Annotated in this window: 12 protein-coding genes; 9 read left to right on the top strand and 3 right to left on the bottom strand. The window is 74.6% G+C overall.

The window, feature by feature from the left end:
- Positions 1-8 precede the first annotated feature (8 nt).
- The 8 genes from ABZ951_RS06300 to ABZ951_RS06335 all read left to right on the top strand — a co-directional run bounded on the left by ABZ951_RS06300 (position 9) and on the right by ABZ951_RS06335 (position 11,435).
- Positions 9-833 carry a tyrosinase family protein gene (locus ABZ951_RS06300; protein ID WP_344095283.1) on the top strand — a complete coding sequence of 275 codons (825 nt, stop codon included), beginning with the start codon at positions 9-11 and terminating at the stop codon, positions 831-833.
- A 236-nt stretch (positions 834-1,069) separates the two neighbouring features.
- A complete protein-coding gene (locus ABZ951_RS06305; RefSeq protein ID WP_344095281.1) occupies positions 1,070-2,455 on the top strand; it encodes a hypothetical protein in 1,386 nt (461 codons plus the stop codon).
- Between the two features lie 16 nt (positions 2,456-2,471).
- Positions 2,472-3,464, top strand: a complete 993-nt coding sequence (locus tag ABZ951_RS06310; RefSeq protein ID WP_361279190.1) for a glutamate ABC transporter substrate-binding protein — start codon at positions 2,472-2,474, stop codon at positions 3,462-3,464.
- A 105-nt stretch (positions 3,465-3,569) separates the two neighbouring features.
- Complete coding sequence (locus ABZ951_RS06315; protein ID WP_344095950.1) at positions 3,570-4,889, top strand: hypothetical protein; 1,320 nt, start codon at positions 3,570-3,572, stop codon at positions 4,887-4,889.
- A complete protein-coding gene (locus ABZ951_RS06320; protein ID WP_361279193.1) occupies positions 4,886-7,477 on the top strand; it encodes a tetratricopeptide repeat protein in 2,592 nt (863 codons plus the stop codon). Before ABZ951_RS06315 ends, ABZ951_RS06320 begins: the two co-directional genes overlap by 4 nt.
- 3 nt (positions 7,478-7,480) lie before the next feature.
- On the top strand, positions 7,481-8,773 hold the full coding sequence (locus ABZ951_RS06325; protein ID WP_344095954.1) for a protein phosphatase 2C domain-containing protein: 1,293 nt from the start codon (positions 7,481-7,483) through the stop codon (positions 8,771-8,773).
- A gap of 108 nt (positions 8,774-8,881) precedes the next feature.
- On the top strand, positions 8,882-10,225 hold the full coding sequence (locus ABZ951_RS06330; protein ID WP_344095956.1) for a VWA domain-containing protein: 1,344 nt from the start codon (positions 8,882-8,884) through the stop codon (positions 10,223-10,225).
- Positions 10,226-10,415: 190 nt separating this feature from the next.
- Positions 10,416-11,435: an FHA domain-containing protein gene (locus ABZ951_RS06335; RefSeq protein ID WP_344095958.1), complete on the top strand. Its 1,020-nt coding sequence runs from the start codon at positions 10,416-10,418 to the stop codon at positions 11,433-11,435.
- Here the strand turns inward: ABZ951_RS06335 and ABZ951_RS06340 are convergent.
- Positions 11,416-12,336 carry a methyltransferase domain-containing protein gene (locus ABZ951_RS06340; protein ID WP_344095980.1) on the bottom strand — a complete coding sequence of 307 codons (921 nt, stop codon included), beginning with the start codon at positions 12,334-12,336 and terminating at the stop codon, positions 11,416-11,418. The two genes, ABZ951_RS06335 and ABZ951_RS06340, sit on opposite strands and share 20 nt — an antisense overlap.
- A 192-nt stretch (positions 12,337-12,528) precedes the next feature.
- Between ABZ951_RS06340 and ABZ951_RS06345 the strand changes: the two genes are divergently transcribed.
- On the top strand, positions 12,529-12,930 hold the full coding sequence (locus ABZ951_RS06345) for a globin (RefSeq protein ID WP_344095960.1): 402 nt from the start codon (positions 12,529-12,531) through the stop codon (positions 12,928-12,930).
- A 32-nt stretch (positions 12,931-12,962) separates the two neighbouring features.
- Here ABZ951_RS06345 and ABZ951_RS06350 read toward each other — a convergent pair whose 3' ends face one another.
- A complete protein-coding gene (locus ABZ951_RS06350; protein ID WP_344095962.1) occupies positions 12,963-13,736 on the bottom strand; it encodes a hypothetical protein in 774 nt (257 codons plus the stop codon).
- Complete coding sequence (locus ABZ951_RS06355) at positions 13,733-14,194, bottom strand: thioesterase family protein (protein WP_344095965.1); 462 nt, start codon at positions 14,192-14,194, stop codon at positions 13,733-13,735. The genes ABZ951_RS06350 and ABZ951_RS06355 overlap by 4 nt, the downstream gene beginning before the upstream one ends.
- Position 14,195 lies beyond the last annotated feature (1 nt).

Below are 14,195 nucleotides of genomic sequence, written 5' to 3' on the forward strand. Positions count from 1 at the left end.
GAACCACCATGGCAGTGCGCAAGAACCAGGCGACCCTGACCGCAACCGAGAAGCGCAACTTCGTCAACGCCCTGCTGGAGCTCAAGCGCACCGGCGTCTACGACGGATTCGTCCGCACGCACAACCAGTTCATCATGGGCGACCGCGACGACAGCGACCGCGTGGGCCACCGCTCACCGTCGTTCCTCCCCTGGCACCGCCAGTTCCTGATCCAGTTCGAGCAGGAGCTCCAGAAGATCGACTCCTCGGTGACGCTGCCCTACTGGGACTGGACCGTCGACCGCACGGCCACCGCCTCGATCTGGGGCGCCGACTTCCTCGGCGGCAACGGCCGCAGCCGTGACGCCCAGGTGACCACCGGCCCATTCGCCTACTCCACCGGCAAGTGGAACATCACGGTGAGCGTCGACAGCCGCCCCTACCTCCAGCGTGAGCTCGGCGCCGGCGGCGTCCAGTTGCCCACCCGCGCCCAGGTGGACACCGTCCTCGCGATGACCACCTACGACGTGGCCCCCTGGAACAGCCTCTCGGCGGGCGGCTTCCGCAACTTCCTGGAGGGCTGGCGCGGCGAGGGCAACATCCACAACCGCGTCCACGTGTGGATCGGCGGCCAGATGTCCACCGGCGTATCCCCCAACGACCCGGCCTTCTGGCTCCACCACTGCTTCATCGACAAGCTGTGGGCCGACTGGCAGCGCATGCACCCCACGTCGCCCTACCTGCCGGCCGCCGGCACCCCGAACGTGGTGGACCTCAACGACACCATGCGCCCCTGGAACAACGTGACTCCGGCGGCCATGCTCGACCACACGGCGTTCTACACCTACGCCTGACGCCGGCCCTGACACCCCCTCAGCCCCTCGGGTCCGCGGCACCGCGGGAACCGAACGGCCCCCGGCGTTCGTGGTGAGGGGAAAGGCCGGCACCGACCCCGGCGACGCCCGCGATCCGCACAAGATCGCGCCATCACCGGTGTGTTTGTCAGTCCCTGCGGCCATACTGCTGACGGGCCTCTGTTCCCTGCCGCATCAGGTGACAGGAAGCCCTCAGCGACCGAGGGGGAGGTCTCGTGTCACACCCGCAGCCGGGCGGAGCGCTGCCGCCGGCGCCCGCGCCCGCTCTTCCCGCGTGGCGCGAGGGCCTCGACCGCCTGCGGGCCGCCGCGACCACCGAGCCGGGACGGCTCCGGATCATCGGAGCCGTCCTGGCCGCGCTGCTGGTGCTGTTCGGGGCCGTGACCGCCTGGCAGATCAGCGACCGGGCCGCGGCCGCCGACGCCGTCGTCGAGCGCAGCCAGCCGCTGAGCGCCGACGCCGCCGACATCTACCGCTCCCTCGCCGACGCCGACACCACGGCCGCGAGCGGCTTCCTCGCCGGCGGCCAGGAGCCCCGGCAGGTCCGCCGGCGGTACGAGAAGGACATCGCGCTGGCCTCCGAGCTGCTGGTGAAGGCCGCCGCCAACTCCGCGGGCTCCGCCACGGCCCGCCGCCAGATAGCCAGGCTCAACGAACTCCTCCCCGTCTACACGGGCCTGGTGGAGTCCGCCCGCGCCAACAACCGGCAGGGCCTCCCCCTGGGCGGCGCCTACCTGCGCTACGCCGGCGACCGCATGCGCGACGAACTCCTGCCCGCCGCCCGCGCCCTGTACGAGACGGAGTCCGACCGTCTCGGCTCGGACTACGACGACGCCGAGTCCTGGCCCTGGGCCGCGCTGCTGACCGGCGTCCTGGCCCTCGGCGCCCTCGGCTGGGCCCAGCGGCGCAACTACCTCCGCACCCACCGCGTTTTCAACGCCGGCATGCTCGCCGCGACCGTCGCCGCGACGTTCGGGCTGCTCTGGCTGACCGTCGGCCACGCCGTGGCCCGGGCCGGCCTGGAGGACTCCTACACCCACGGCGCCCAGTCCCTCCAAGTCCTCAACGAGGCCCAGATCAGCGCCCTGCAGGCCCGCGGCGACGAGAACCTCACCCTGGTGGCCCGCGGCGCCGTGCTCACCCGGGGCGGTGACGACGCCTACGAGGCCAGCTACCGCGACGGCATGCGCAAGCTCGTCGGCGACGGCGGAACCGGCGCCGCCGGGAAGGGCTCCCTGCTGGAGCGGGCCCGGCGGCTGGCCGACGACTCCAAGGGCCGGGAGCCCGTGGAGAAGGCCGTCGCGAACGTCCGGCAGTGGCAGGAGCGGCACGGCGGGGCCCGCGCCACCGACGACGGCGGAGACTACGAAAAGGCCCTGCCGAAGGTGATCGGCGAGAAGGACAGCACGGGCGAGTCGTTCGACCGGGCGGGCACCGAGCTGAAGCAGGCGATGGACCACGAGCAGAGCGAGTTCCGGCGCGCGGCCGACGACGGGCGCGGCGCCTTCGGGGGGCTGGCGGCCGGGGCGGCCGTGCTCGCCGTCCTCGGGGCGGGCGCCGCGGTGCTGGGCATCGGGCGCAGGCTGTCGGAGTACCGGTGACGGGGGAGGCGGGCACGTGAGCGGAGACGAGCGGCGGGCACGGCGGGGCCGGCGGGCACGGCGGCTGCGGGTCCCCACGGCGGTGGCGGCCGCGGTCTGCGCGGCGGCGGCCGTGGCGGCGGTGCTGCTGCCCGCCCGGGAGGGCACGCGGGACGCCCCGCCGGCGAGCAGCCCCCGGGCGGCAGCGGCGGCCGCGCCCGCACCGTGCACCGACCCCGAGGCGAGCCTGCGGCCGACGGCCGGCCCGGACGGCCCGGCCGTCGAGCGGATCAAGGCCCGGGGCCGGCTGATCGCCGGCGTCGACCAGAACAGCTACCGCTGGGGCTACCGCAACCCCGACACCCGTGAGCTCAGCGGCTTCGACATCGACCTCGTGCACGCCATCGCCAAGGACATCCTCGGCGACGCCGACAAGGTCATCTTTCTCGCCATCCCCACCAGCCAGCGCATACCCGCCCTGGAAACGGGCAAGGTGGACATCATCGCCCGCACGATGACCATCAACTGCGCCCGCATCAAGCAAGTCGCCTTCTCCACGACCTACTTCGAGGCCGGGCAGCAGGTGATGGTCCCCAAGGGTTCGCCGGTCACGGCGTTCGACGACACGCTGAAGGGGAAAAAGGTCTGTACGGCGCAGGGGTCGACCTCGGAAGCCAAGCTGCGGGCGGAGCCGCACGGTTCGACCCTGCTGAGCGTCCCCAACCACCTCGACTGCCTGGTGCGCCTCCAGCTCGGCCAGGTGGACGCGGTGCTCAACGACACCGCGCTGGCGGCCGGGCAGGTCGCCCAGGACCAGTCCATGCGGCTCGTCGGAAAGCCGTTCACCACCGAACCGTACGGCGTGGCGATGAACCTCAAGGACGAGGACCTGGTACGCCGGGTCAACAAGGTGCTGGAGGACTACCGCCGGGGCGGCAGCGACAGTCCGTGGATGCGGGCGTACGAGAAATGGCTCGCCCACGACCTCAAGGGCATCACCGCCCCGCCGGTGCCCAAGTACCGGGACTGACGCCGGGCCCGCCGCGCGAGCGGCCCGGCCGCCGGTCACCGGACCGGACGGGCACCACCGTTACGGAAGCGTCCGCGGCACGGCCGGGGACAGGAGAGGGGATCGATGGCGGTCACGGGACCCACCGGGCCGGCCCTGAGCCGCGAGGAGGTGGACCGTGCGCTCGCGAGGCTCGGCGCGGAGCACGAGGCCGTGGAGTCCTCGCTGCTCGCCCTCCAGGACCACGCCGGCCGCCGCCTCCTGGAGGGCGCGGAGCTCACCGGTGCCACCAAGAGCCGCTGGGCGGTGGCCGAGCAGCTCGTCACACAGCTGTGGGCGTGTTTCGACGCCTACACCGCGGCCCTGACCGCCGCCCGTGAGCTGCGCGGGCGGCGCCGCTGGCCCACCCAGGGCGAGCTGTCCGAGCTGACCGAGCTGCTGCGCGGCACGAGCGTCACCCTCCCCGGGGGCACCGCGACCGCCTTCGCCCCGATGGGCACCACCGCCCGGCTCAGCGAGCAGCTGAGCCTCCAGGAGCTCCTGGAACGGATGAACGGCTGGTACGCCCAGGCACTGGACGTGGTCGTCACCGCCGACGCCGTCTGGTCCGCGCTGCCCGCCCGGATCGATCTGCTCGCCGCCGAGCTGCGGCGCACCCGCTCCCTCGCCCACTCGGTGGGCGTCCGGCCCGGCGAGCACCCCGCCGGTGACGACCTGGAGCGCATCACCGACGAGCTGGCCTCGCTGCGGGCCGAGGTGATATCCGATCCGCTGGCCTTCTGGGCCGGCGCCTCGCCGAGCTCCGCGCCCGGCGGCGGGCGCCCCGACACCGGCCGCTACGACCGGGCCGCCCGCGCCCTGGAGGACGTCCGGCGCGAGATCGAGGCCGTGCTGGACGTCCGGCAGGACGCCGAGCAGCGGCTGATGCGGGTGCGCGACGTCCTCTCGCGCGCGGACCGCACCCTCGTCGAGGCCCGGCAGGCGCGCGTCGAGGTCCTCTCGAAGATCGCGGCCTCGGAGGTGCCCGCCGTGTCGGGCCCGCCCACGGAGCTGTACGAGCAGCTGACGGCGGCGGCCGACCACCGCCGGCACGCCAGGTGGCACCGGCTCTCCCCGCTGCTGGAGGACCTGGAGCAGCGGTCCGAGGAGGAGTTGCTGCGCGCCCGCGAGCAGTTGACGGCGGTGACCGCGCCGCTGGCCTTCCGGGCGGAGCTGCGCGGCCGGCTGGACGCCTACCGGGCGAAGGCCTCCCGGCACGGGCTGGGGGAGGACTCCTTCCTCACCGAGCGGTACGACGCGGCGCGCCGCATGCTGTGGAGCGCGCCCTGTGACCTGATGGCCGCCGAGCAGGCCGTGCTGCGCTATCAGCAGGCGCTGGCGGAGGCGCTGGCTCCGCCGTCCGCGACCGGGGCGCTCGGCCCCGGCGACCGTAGGGGGGAATCATGAGTGACGCCTGCCGGCGGCCGGGCTGCGGCGGTGCGTACGAGGACGTCGGTGACGGCGAGCTGTACTGCGGCACCTGCGGGCTGGCGCCGGTCGCCGCGCCCGGCGGGCCGGTGGTCTCGCCGCCCACGGGCGTCGCGTCCTCGGGGCGGGGCAGCGCGTCCCGGGCCGGGGCCGCCGGTGGCCGGGCCGGTTCCCAGGGCTCGGCGCGGTCGTCCTCGGGGTCAGCTTCGGGGCCGGCTTCGGGGTCGTCGTCGCGGTCCTCCCGGTCGCCGGGGTCCTCGTCCTCGCGCCGGTCGGTGTCGGGGCGGCTGTCGCGGTCCCTGGCGGGGGGCGCGGGGGTGCGCTCGGTGTCGGTGCGCAGCGCGCGTTCGGCCTCGGCGGCGTCGGGGCGCGGCAAGCTGGGCGCCGGGCTGGTCAGCGTGCCGGAGGTGCCGCGTCCGGATCCCCGGGAGGCGGTGCTGGCCGACCCGCGGGTGCCCGAGCGGAAGCGGTTCTGCAGCAGGGGCGAGTGCGGGGCCCGGGTGGGGCGCGCCCGTGGTGACCGCCCGGGGCGCACGGAGGGCTTCTGCACCAAGTGCGGGCACCCCTATTCGTTCGTGCCCAAGCTGCGGCCGGGTGATGTGGTGCACGGGCAGTACGAGGTCGCGGGCTGTCTCGCGCACGGCGGCCTGGGCTGGATCTACCTGGCCATAGACCGCGCCGTGTCCGACCGGTGGGTGGTCCTCAAGGGCCTGCTCGACACCGGTGACGAGGACGCGCTCGCGGTCGCCGTCTCCGAGCGGCGCTTCCTCGCGGAGATCGAGCACGCCAACATCGTCCGCATCTACAACTTCGTCGAACACCTGGACCAGCGGACCGGCAGTCTCGACGGCTACATCGTGATGGAGTACGTCGGCGGCAAGTCGCTCAAGGAGATCGCCAACGAGCGGCGGCAGCCGGACGGCCGGCGGGACCCGCTGCCGGTCGGGCAGGCGTGCGCGTACGGCATCGAGGCGCTGGAGGCGCTCGGCCACCTGCACAGCCGCCACCTGCTGTACTGCGACTTCAAGGTCGACAACGCCATCCAGCAGCAGGACCGGCTCAAGCTCATCGACATGGGCGCGGTCCGGCGGATGGACGACAACGACAGCGCGATCTACGGCACGGTGGGCTACCAGGCCCCGGAGGTCGCGGAGCTCGGCCCGTCCGTCGCCTCGGACCTCTACACCGTGGCCCGCACCCTCGCCGTCCTGACCTTCGACTTCCAGGGCTACACGACCGTCTTCGCGGACAGCCTGCCCGACCCGGACAGCATCGAGGTCTTCAACCGCTACGAGTCCTTCTACCGGTTCCTGGTGCGGGCCACCGACCCGGACCCGGGGCGGCGGTTCGCGTCCGCGGAGGAGATGGCGGACCAGCTGACGGGCGTGCTCCGGGAAGTCGTGGCGCTCCGGACGGGGCGGCCCAGGCCCGCGCTGTCCTCGCTGTTCGGGCCGGAGCTGCGGGTGGTGGACACCCAGCTGTTCGACCTGCCGGCCGGAGGGGCCGGGGAGGCGTCCACGCTGGGCGGCCGGGCGCTGCCGGCGGGGCGCAAGGCCCTCGCGAAGGCGGCTCCCGGCGCTCAGGGCGCCCCGGCCGCGCTCCCGCCCCCGCCCGCCGCGCCCCCTCGGCCGGCCGTGGCGGCCCCCGACACCCGGGCGGTGGCGCTGGCTCTGCCGGTGCCGCTGGTGGACCCGGCCGACCCCAACGCCGGGTTCCTGGCGGGCCTGCTCGCCTCCCAGCCCGCCGAGCTGTACGCCGCCCTGCGGACGGCGCCGGCGGAGTCGCTGGAGCTGCGGCTGCGGCGGATCCGGGCCCAGCTGGAACTGGACGAGGGCCCGCAGGCGTTGAAGGCGATAGAGGCCCTGGAGGCCGCTCACCCCGGGGACTGGCGGATCGTCTGGTACCGCGGGCTGCACGCGCTCGCTTCCGGTGACGACGAAACGGCCGCGCTCTCCTTCGACGCCGTCTACGACGCGTTTCCGGGCGAGCCCGCGCCGAAGCTGGCATTGGGGGTGTGCGCGGAGGTGCTCGGACAGCTCGACAACGCCGCCGAGTACTACCGCCTGGTGTGGGCCACCGACCAGAGTTTCGTGAGCGCCGCGTTCGGGCTGGCCCGGGTGCGGCTCGCCGCCGGGGACCGGGCGGGCGCGGTGCGCGCGCTGGAGTCCGTACCGGAGGCGTCCATCCACTACACGGCGGCGCGGGTCGCGGCGGTGCGCGCCCGGCTGCGGCAGCGCTCCCCCCGGGACCCGCTGCTGGACGACCTGCTGGCCGCGGCCGGACAGGTGGAGCGGCTGGCGGACTTCGGGCTGGACGCGGTGCGCCGGGAGCGGCTGTCTGCGGAGGTCCTGGGCGGTGCGCTGGACTGGGTGCTCTCGGGCGCGCCCGGGACGCCCGGCACCACGGGCGCCGCGGACACGCTGCTGGGCAGCGGACTGGACGAACGGGGGCTGCGTTTGGGACTGGAGCGCTCGTACCGGGTGCTCGCGCGCCTCGCCCAGCGCGGCGAGGAACGGATCGAACTGGTGGAGCGGGCCAACCGCTTCCGCCCCAGGACATGGGTGTGATCGATGTCGCAACTGCCGCGACCCCCACAGCTGACGGTATGCCCTGCCTGTCTCGAACCCTTGGAGCCGGGTGACAACTTCTGCGGCGGCTGCGGTGCCGACCTGTCGGCCGTGCCGCCGATGCCGGGCAGCCCGCCCGACGAGTGGTTCGCCGCGGCGGGCCGGAGCGCGCCCGCGGCGGCCTGCCCGGCCGTGCCACCGGCGCCGCCCACGGCTCCGCCACCGGGCACGGACGTCTCGGTGTGCCCCGGCGGCGCCCCCGACCCGCGCGACACGCGCGTGTTCGGCGGCGTTCCCGCCCAGACGGCGCACGGGGTGAGCGGGGCCGCGGCGGAGCCGGGCACCGCGCATCCGGGTGTGGACGGCACCGGGCGCGTCTGCGGGTCCTGCCGATCCGGCATGATCGACAAAGACGGGTACTGCGAACACTGCGGACATGCACAGCCGCGCGAACGGGATCACATGGAGCACCAGTTGCCAGGCGTCTCGGCGGTCAGCGACCGCGGACTGCGCCACCACCGGAACGAGGACGCGTACGCCGTGTCCGCCACGGCCCTCGCGGACGGCACGGCCGCGACCGTGGCCGTCGTCAGCGACGGCGTGTCGTCCGCGACCCGCCCCGACGAGGCGTCCGCCGCCGCCTGCGCGGCCGCCAACGAGGCGCTGGTGACGGCCCTGCCGCGGGGCGCGGACCCCCGGCAGGCCACGCACGACGCGATCCTCCGGGCCGCCGAGGCCGTCACCGCCCTCGCCGCTCCCCCGCACCCGGCCGAGGCGCGCCGGCCCGAGGAGCACCGCCAGGAGAACGCCCCGGCCTGCACGATCGTGACCGCCGTCGTCGCGGGCGACCTGCTGACGGTGGGCTGGGTCGGTGACAGCCGGGTCTACTGGGTGCCGGAGGACCGCGGCACCCAGCCCGCCCGGCTGACCGAGGACGACTCCTGGGCCGCCCAGATGGTCGCGGCGGGCCTGCTGTCGGAGGCCGAGGCGTACGCGGACGAGCGCGCCCACGCCATCACGGGCTGGCTGGGGGCGGACGCGTACGAGGTCGAGCCGCACACCGCGTCGTTCCACCCCGACCGGGAGGGCGTGGTCATCGTGTGCAGCGACGGGCTGTGGAACTACGCCGAGTCCGCGGAGGAGATGGCGGCCGTGACCCCGCCGGACGCCCGGTCGCGGCCGCTGGAATGCGCACGGCAGTTGCTGACCCACGCCCTGGACGGCGGAGGCCACGACAACGTAACTGTGGCGGTCCTGCCGTTCCCCCGGCCGCCGGAGGGGGCAGGATCCGCCTGACCAACGGGGGGTCGCACGCTGGTGCCACGGGGAGTGCCGCCGGGCACCGCGCGCCCGTCCGCCCGTCGGATCACCCAGGTGTCGATGGAGTACCGAGGAGCGGACCAGATGGCGAATTTCTCCAAGCCGAGCGTGCCCCGGTTCACGGTGGAGGTCTATCAGAACACTCATCTGCCCGAAGGCGGCCGTGAGGTCGACGCGATAGTGACGGTCACCGCCACCGGCGGTGGCACCACGGGGGAGACGCCGCTCGTGGCCCCGCCGGCGGGCGGCGAGGGCCCGGGGGCGGCCGTGGTCATCATGGTCGACTGTTCGGGTTCGATGGACTATCCGCCCACGAAGATGCGCCATGCCCGCAGTGCCACGGCGGCCGCCGTCGACACCTTGCGCGACGGTGTGGCCTTCGCCGTGGTGGCCGGTACCCACCAGGCGAGGGAGGCGTACCCCGGGGGCGGGCGGCTCGCCGTCGCCGACGCCGTGACCCGGCAGCAGGCCAAGGAGGCGCTGCGCAAGCTCGAAGCCGGCGGCGGCACCGCGATCGGCACCTGGCTGCGGCTGGCCGACCGGCTGCTCGCCTCGTCCGACGCGGCGATACGCCACGGCATCCTGCTGACGGACGGCCGCAACGAGCACGAGGAGCCGGAGGCGCTGCGAACCTCGCTGGACGTGTGCGCCGGGCGTTTCACCTGTGACGCACGGGGCGTGGGGACCGACTGGGAGGTCAAGGAGGTCACCGGTATCGCCTCCGCCCTGCTGGGCTCCGCCGACATCGTCGCCGACCCCGCCGGGCTGGCCACGGACTTCACCTCGATGATGGAGGCCGCGATGGGCAAGGAGGTCGCGGATGTGGCGCTGCGGCTGTGGACCCCGCAGGGCGCCGAGGTGCGGTTCGTCAAGCAGGTCGCCCCGGCCGTGGAGGACCTGACGGACCGGCGGGCGGAGTCGGGGCCCCGCACGGGCGACTACCCGACGGGTTCCTGGGGCGACGAGTCGCGCGACTACCACGTGTGCGTCCGGGTGCCGAGCGCCGCGGTGGGCGAGGAGATGCTCGCCGCCCGCGTCTCCCTGGTGCTGCCGGCGCCGGACGGCTCCTCACCGCAGGTGCTCGCGCAGGGGCTCGTGCGCGCGGTGTGGACGGACGACCTGACGGCCTCGACGTCCATCAACCCCCAGGTCGCCCACTACACCGGCCAGGCCGAGCTGGCCCAGGTCATCCAGCAGGGCCTGGACCTGCGCCGATCGGGGGACGTCGACGGGGCGACGGCGAAGCTGGGCCGGGCCGTGCAGCTGGCCAACCGCTCCGGCAACGCGGACACCGCCAAACTCCTCGCCAAGGTGGTGGACGTGGTGGACGCCGTGGCGGGTACTGTGCGGCTGAAGGCGAAGGTCACGGAGGAAGCGCAGATGACGCTCGAAACCCGCTCCACCAAGACCGTGCGCGTCAAGAAGTGAAGCGTTGAGCGGCAAGCAGAGGTGAACGACCGCGCGGCGGCTGCGAGGGGGCAGCGGCGGCGGGGGGCGACAGGTGCGCGACGGGTGGGGTAAGTACTCCTGAGGCACACCGCACAGCAACGTCGTGAACAGCACAGTCGTGAACAGCACAGTGACGACCGGCGACGGCACACGAGGGGGATCAACCGACATGCCGACCTGCCCGAACGGCCATCAGTCGGCGGCCGAGGACTGGTGCGAGGTGTGCGGCCACCGGATGTCGGCGGCCGCCGGCTCCGGCGCCGTTCCCCCGCCGCCTCCGCCGCCTCCCGCGGTACCGCCCCAGCCGGGCCCGAGCGGCCCGCAGGGGACCGGCGGCTACAGCTACGGGGACCCGACCGTCCAGGCCGAGCTGTGCCCGCGGTGCCGTACGCCCCGTGAAGCGCAGGCACCCTTCTGCGAGGAGTGCCGCTACAACTTCCAGACGCACACGGGCGCTTCCTTCGGACCGCCGCCCATGCCGCACAGCCAGGGCCTGCAGTCCGCGCCGCCTCCGCCGCAGCACACCCAGGCGCCGCAGTCGTACGAGTACTACGGCTCCCGGCCCTCGCGGGTGAACCGCCCCGCAGAGCCCCTCACACCCCACACGCACCCTCCGGCGCAGGGTTTCGGCGAGGACGAGGGCGACTGGATGCTGCCCCCGCCGAGCACGCCGGTGGCGCCGCCCGCGCCGCAGCAGTACCCCTACGAGCAGCGCGGCCCGGAGGGCATGCCCCAGCCGCTGTCGTCACAGGTGCCCTCCCAGGCCGGGCCGCCCCCGGCGCCCGCGGGCTGGATCGCGGTCGTCGCGCCCGACCGCGAGTACTTCCTGGCGATGATGCACCGCAGCGGCCCCGAGGCCGCCGGGCTCAACCTCCCCGCCTACTCGCCCGAGCTGCAGCTGCCGCTCACGGGACCCCAGGTCGCCATCGGGCGTCGCCGCCACAGCACGGGCGAGTCGCCGGACATCGACCTGTCGCGGCCGCCGGAGGACCCGGGTGTCTCGCACCAGCACGCGATGTTCGTCCAGCAGCCGGACGGCAGCTGGGCCGTGGTCGACCAGGACTCCACCAACGGCACCACGATCAACGGCTCGGCGGACCCGATCCAGCCCTATGTGCCGGTCCCGCTCGCCGAGGGCGACCGGGTGCACGTGGGAGCGTGGACCACCATCACGCTCCGCCGGGGCTGACGGGCTCCCCCAGCGGCCAGCGCCACGGCCCGTCGGGGGAGTCGAGCCAGGCCCACTGGCGGTCCCCGGCCACCGTGACGCCGAACCGCTCCCGCGGCGGGCCGTCCTCGTCGCGCCACAGGGCGAGGGCGTCCGCCGCGCCCAGCCGGCCGGCGGTCAGCGAGAGCAGGAACCGGAAGCGGTCGCTCTGCAGGAGCCGGCAAGGCAGCCCGCCGCTGTGCGGGACGGGCTGCGGGGCGGCGCCCCGCAGCGGGACGAAGAACGCGGACGTCCGCAGGAACCTGCCCTCGGCGTGTGTGGCGTCCCGCACCCGCAGGGCGATCAGGCCGGTGGCGAGCGGGGCGAGGATCAGCCCGCCCGGGCGGCACTGCGCGAGCCAGGCGGGCGGCACGGAGGTCAGGGCGCAGGTCGCCAGGATCCGGTCGAAGGGGGCCCGCTCCGGGCAGCCCAGCGCCCCGTCGCCGGTGACGACCGCGGGGTGGAAGCCGGCCGCGGCGAGGTGCTCCCGGGCGCCCTCGGTGATCTCCGGGTCGAGGTCCACGGTGGTGACGGCGCGCTCGCCGAGCCGGTGGGCGAGCAGAGCGGCGTTGTAGCCGGTGCCGGCGCCGATCTCCAGGACCGTGTGCCCGTCCTCGACGTCCAGCGCCGCGAGCATCTTGGCCATCAGGGACGGCTGGCTGCTGGAGGAGATCAGCTCCCCGTCCCTGACGTACGTGGCCAGGGGCTCGTCCGCGTAGGCACCGGTCAGCCAGGCGTCGTGGTCGGCGGGGTCCGGATCCTCGCGGGAGCGCCGCCGGTAGCCGCCGGGGACACCCACGAAGTAGGCCGGCACGAAGAGCTCCCGGGGCACCTCGGTGAAGGCCGCCCGCCACCGGGGGTCACCGAGCTCGCCGTCGGCCATCAGGTACCTGACGAGCCCGGCCCGCAGGCCCTCGCTCAGCTCCCGGTCCGGGTCCGGCTCCGGGGGGAGGTCGCCTCCCGGCTGCACACCGTCCATGCCCTCCACTGTGCGTCGCCGGACCGCATCGCGCGAGCACGGGACGGAGGTCGTAGACCGCAAGTCCTCGGCCGGGCCGTCTGAGACGATGGAGGGGTGAATGAGATTCCGCGCGGCACGCTTCAGGAGCAGACCTTTTACGAGCAGGTCGGCGGGGAGAAGACCTTCCGGCGGCTCGTCCACCGCTTCTACCAGGGAATCGCCGAGGATCCCCTGCTCAGGCCCATGTACCCGGAGGATCTCGGGCCGGCCGAGGAGCGGATGGCGCTCTTCCTCATGCAGTACTGGGGCGGCCCGCGCACCTACAGCGACAACCGCGGCCACCCGCGCCTGCGCATGCGGCACGCGCCGTTCGCCGTGGACCGCGCCGCGCACGACGCCTGGCTGCGGCACATGAAGGACGCCGTCGACGAGCTGGAGCTCTCCCCGGCGCACACGGCCGAGCTGTGGCGGTACCTGACCTACGCCGCCGCGTCGATGGTCAACACCGAGGGCTGACGGCGGGCGCCCCGGCTCGGGCCGGGGTGCGCTCAGGCCGGGGTGACGCTCAGGCCCGGCAGGCCGCCGGGGCCGCCGGTGCGGACGGCGATCGAGCCGTAGGGGGTGCGCAGCCGCAGCCAGCCGCCCGCGGCGAAGAGGGCCAGCGGCTCGGGGGCGAGGGCCGTGGCGGTGCCGCCGGCCCGTGCGGGCCGGGCGGTGGCGGGGTCCGGGAGCGGCCGCAGGAAGCCCAGCGACTGCGCCGCGTGCACGGCGCGCAGCGGCAGCCCGGTGTCCCCCAGGGTGCGGGACCAGATCTCCCGGCCTATGCGGTCGCGCTCGGAGCGGGTGCGGTGCTGCTCGGGCAGCGCCGCGTCCCGGGCACGGAACTCCGCGACGGCGGCCGCGACGGCCCCGCGCGCGGCCGTGACGTCGGGCAGGCCCTCGACGCGCTGCCAGCCGCCGCGCGGCGGCAGCACTCCGGCCCAGGGCGGGCCGGTGACCCCGTCGGGCACGGTGATCTCCACGCCGGTGCCGGGGGCGGCGGTGCGGGCCGCGTCCAGGGCGTCCGCCAGCTGCCCGGCCGAGACGGTGGCGTCCAGCACGAGGTCACCGGCGGCGGCCTCCAGCCGGGCGGTGCGGACGGCGAGGACCTCGAAGGACGGCGGGCGCCCGAAGATGCCCAGCACCCCGCCGCCGGCCTGCAGCCGGACGGCGGCGGCCCGGTCGTAGTGGATCAGCCGGGCCAGGAAGGCGGCCAGGCCGGCCGCCTCCCCGGCCTCGGCGAAGTGCAGCCGCTGACCGGACCGGGGCTGGGGCGCCGTCATACGGCGACGGCCTCCTTCTCGGGCTGCCCGGGGGCGTCCCGCCGGTCGTGCTCGTCACCCAGGTACTCCGCCAGGAACATCCGCTCCTCGGCGGTGATCCGCCGGGGCCGTCCCCGCTCGAAGTCGAACGGGACGACGACGGTCGAAGCCCGCACGTACACCTGCTCCTCGTCCTTGACCTCGCAGGCGACGGTGAGGGAGGCGGCGCCCAGCTTCGTCACCCACGTCTCGATGGTCACCGGGGCATGCCGGTGGACCAAGGGGCGCAGGTAGTCGATCTCGTGCCGGGCCACGACGGACCCGCCCTGGAACGACTCGCTCCCCTCCCCCGGCGCCAGCCGGAACATGAAGTCGATCCGCGCCTCTTCGAGGTAGCTGATGAAGACCGCGTTGTTCACGTGGCCGAACGCGTCCATGTCGGACCAGCGCAGGGAGCAGGAGTACAGGTGACGCGCCACG

The sequence above is a fragment of the Streptomyces sp. NPDC046215 genome, from assembly GCF_040646215.1.
In the GTDB taxonomy this organism is placed as follows: Bacteria; Actinomycetota; Actinomycetes; order Streptomycetales; family Streptomycetaceae; genus Streptomyces; species Streptomyces stramineus.

Excerpts from the sequence above, each read along its gene's own strand:
- ABZ951_RS06300 (WP_344095283.1), top strand. The coding sequence starts at position 9 with ATGGCAGTGCGCAAGAACCAGGCGACCCTGACCGCAACCGAGAAGCGC.
- ABZ951_RS06315 (WP_344095950.1), top strand. The coding sequence starts at position 3,570 with ATGGCGGTCACGGGACCCACCGGGCCGGCCCTGAGCCGCGAGGAGGTG.
- ABZ951_RS06320 (WP_361279193.1), top strand. The coding sequence starts at position 4,886 with ATGAGTGACGCCTGCCGGCGGCCGGGCTGCGGCGGTGCGTACGAGGAC.
- ABZ951_RS06325 (WP_344095954.1), top strand. The coding sequence starts at position 7,481 with ATGTCGCAACTGCCGCGACCCCCACAGCTGACGGTATGCCCTGCCTGT.
- ABZ951_RS06330 (WP_344095956.1), top strand. The coding sequence starts at position 8,882 with ATGGCGAATTTCTCCAAGCCGAGCGTGCCCCGGTTCACGGTGGAGGTC.
- ABZ951_RS06335 (WP_344095958.1), top strand. The coding sequence starts at position 10,416 with ATGCCGACCTGCCCGAACGGCCATCAGTCGGCGGCCGAGGACTGGTGC.
- ABZ951_RS06340 (WP_344095980.1), bottom strand. The coding sequence starts at position 12,336 with ATGGCCGACGGCGAGCTCGGTGACCCCCGGTGGCGGGCGGCCTTCACC.
- ABZ951_RS06350 (WP_344095962.1), bottom strand. The coding sequence starts at position 13,736 with ATGACGGCGCCCCAGCCCCGGTCCGGTCAGCGGCTGCACTTCGCCGAG.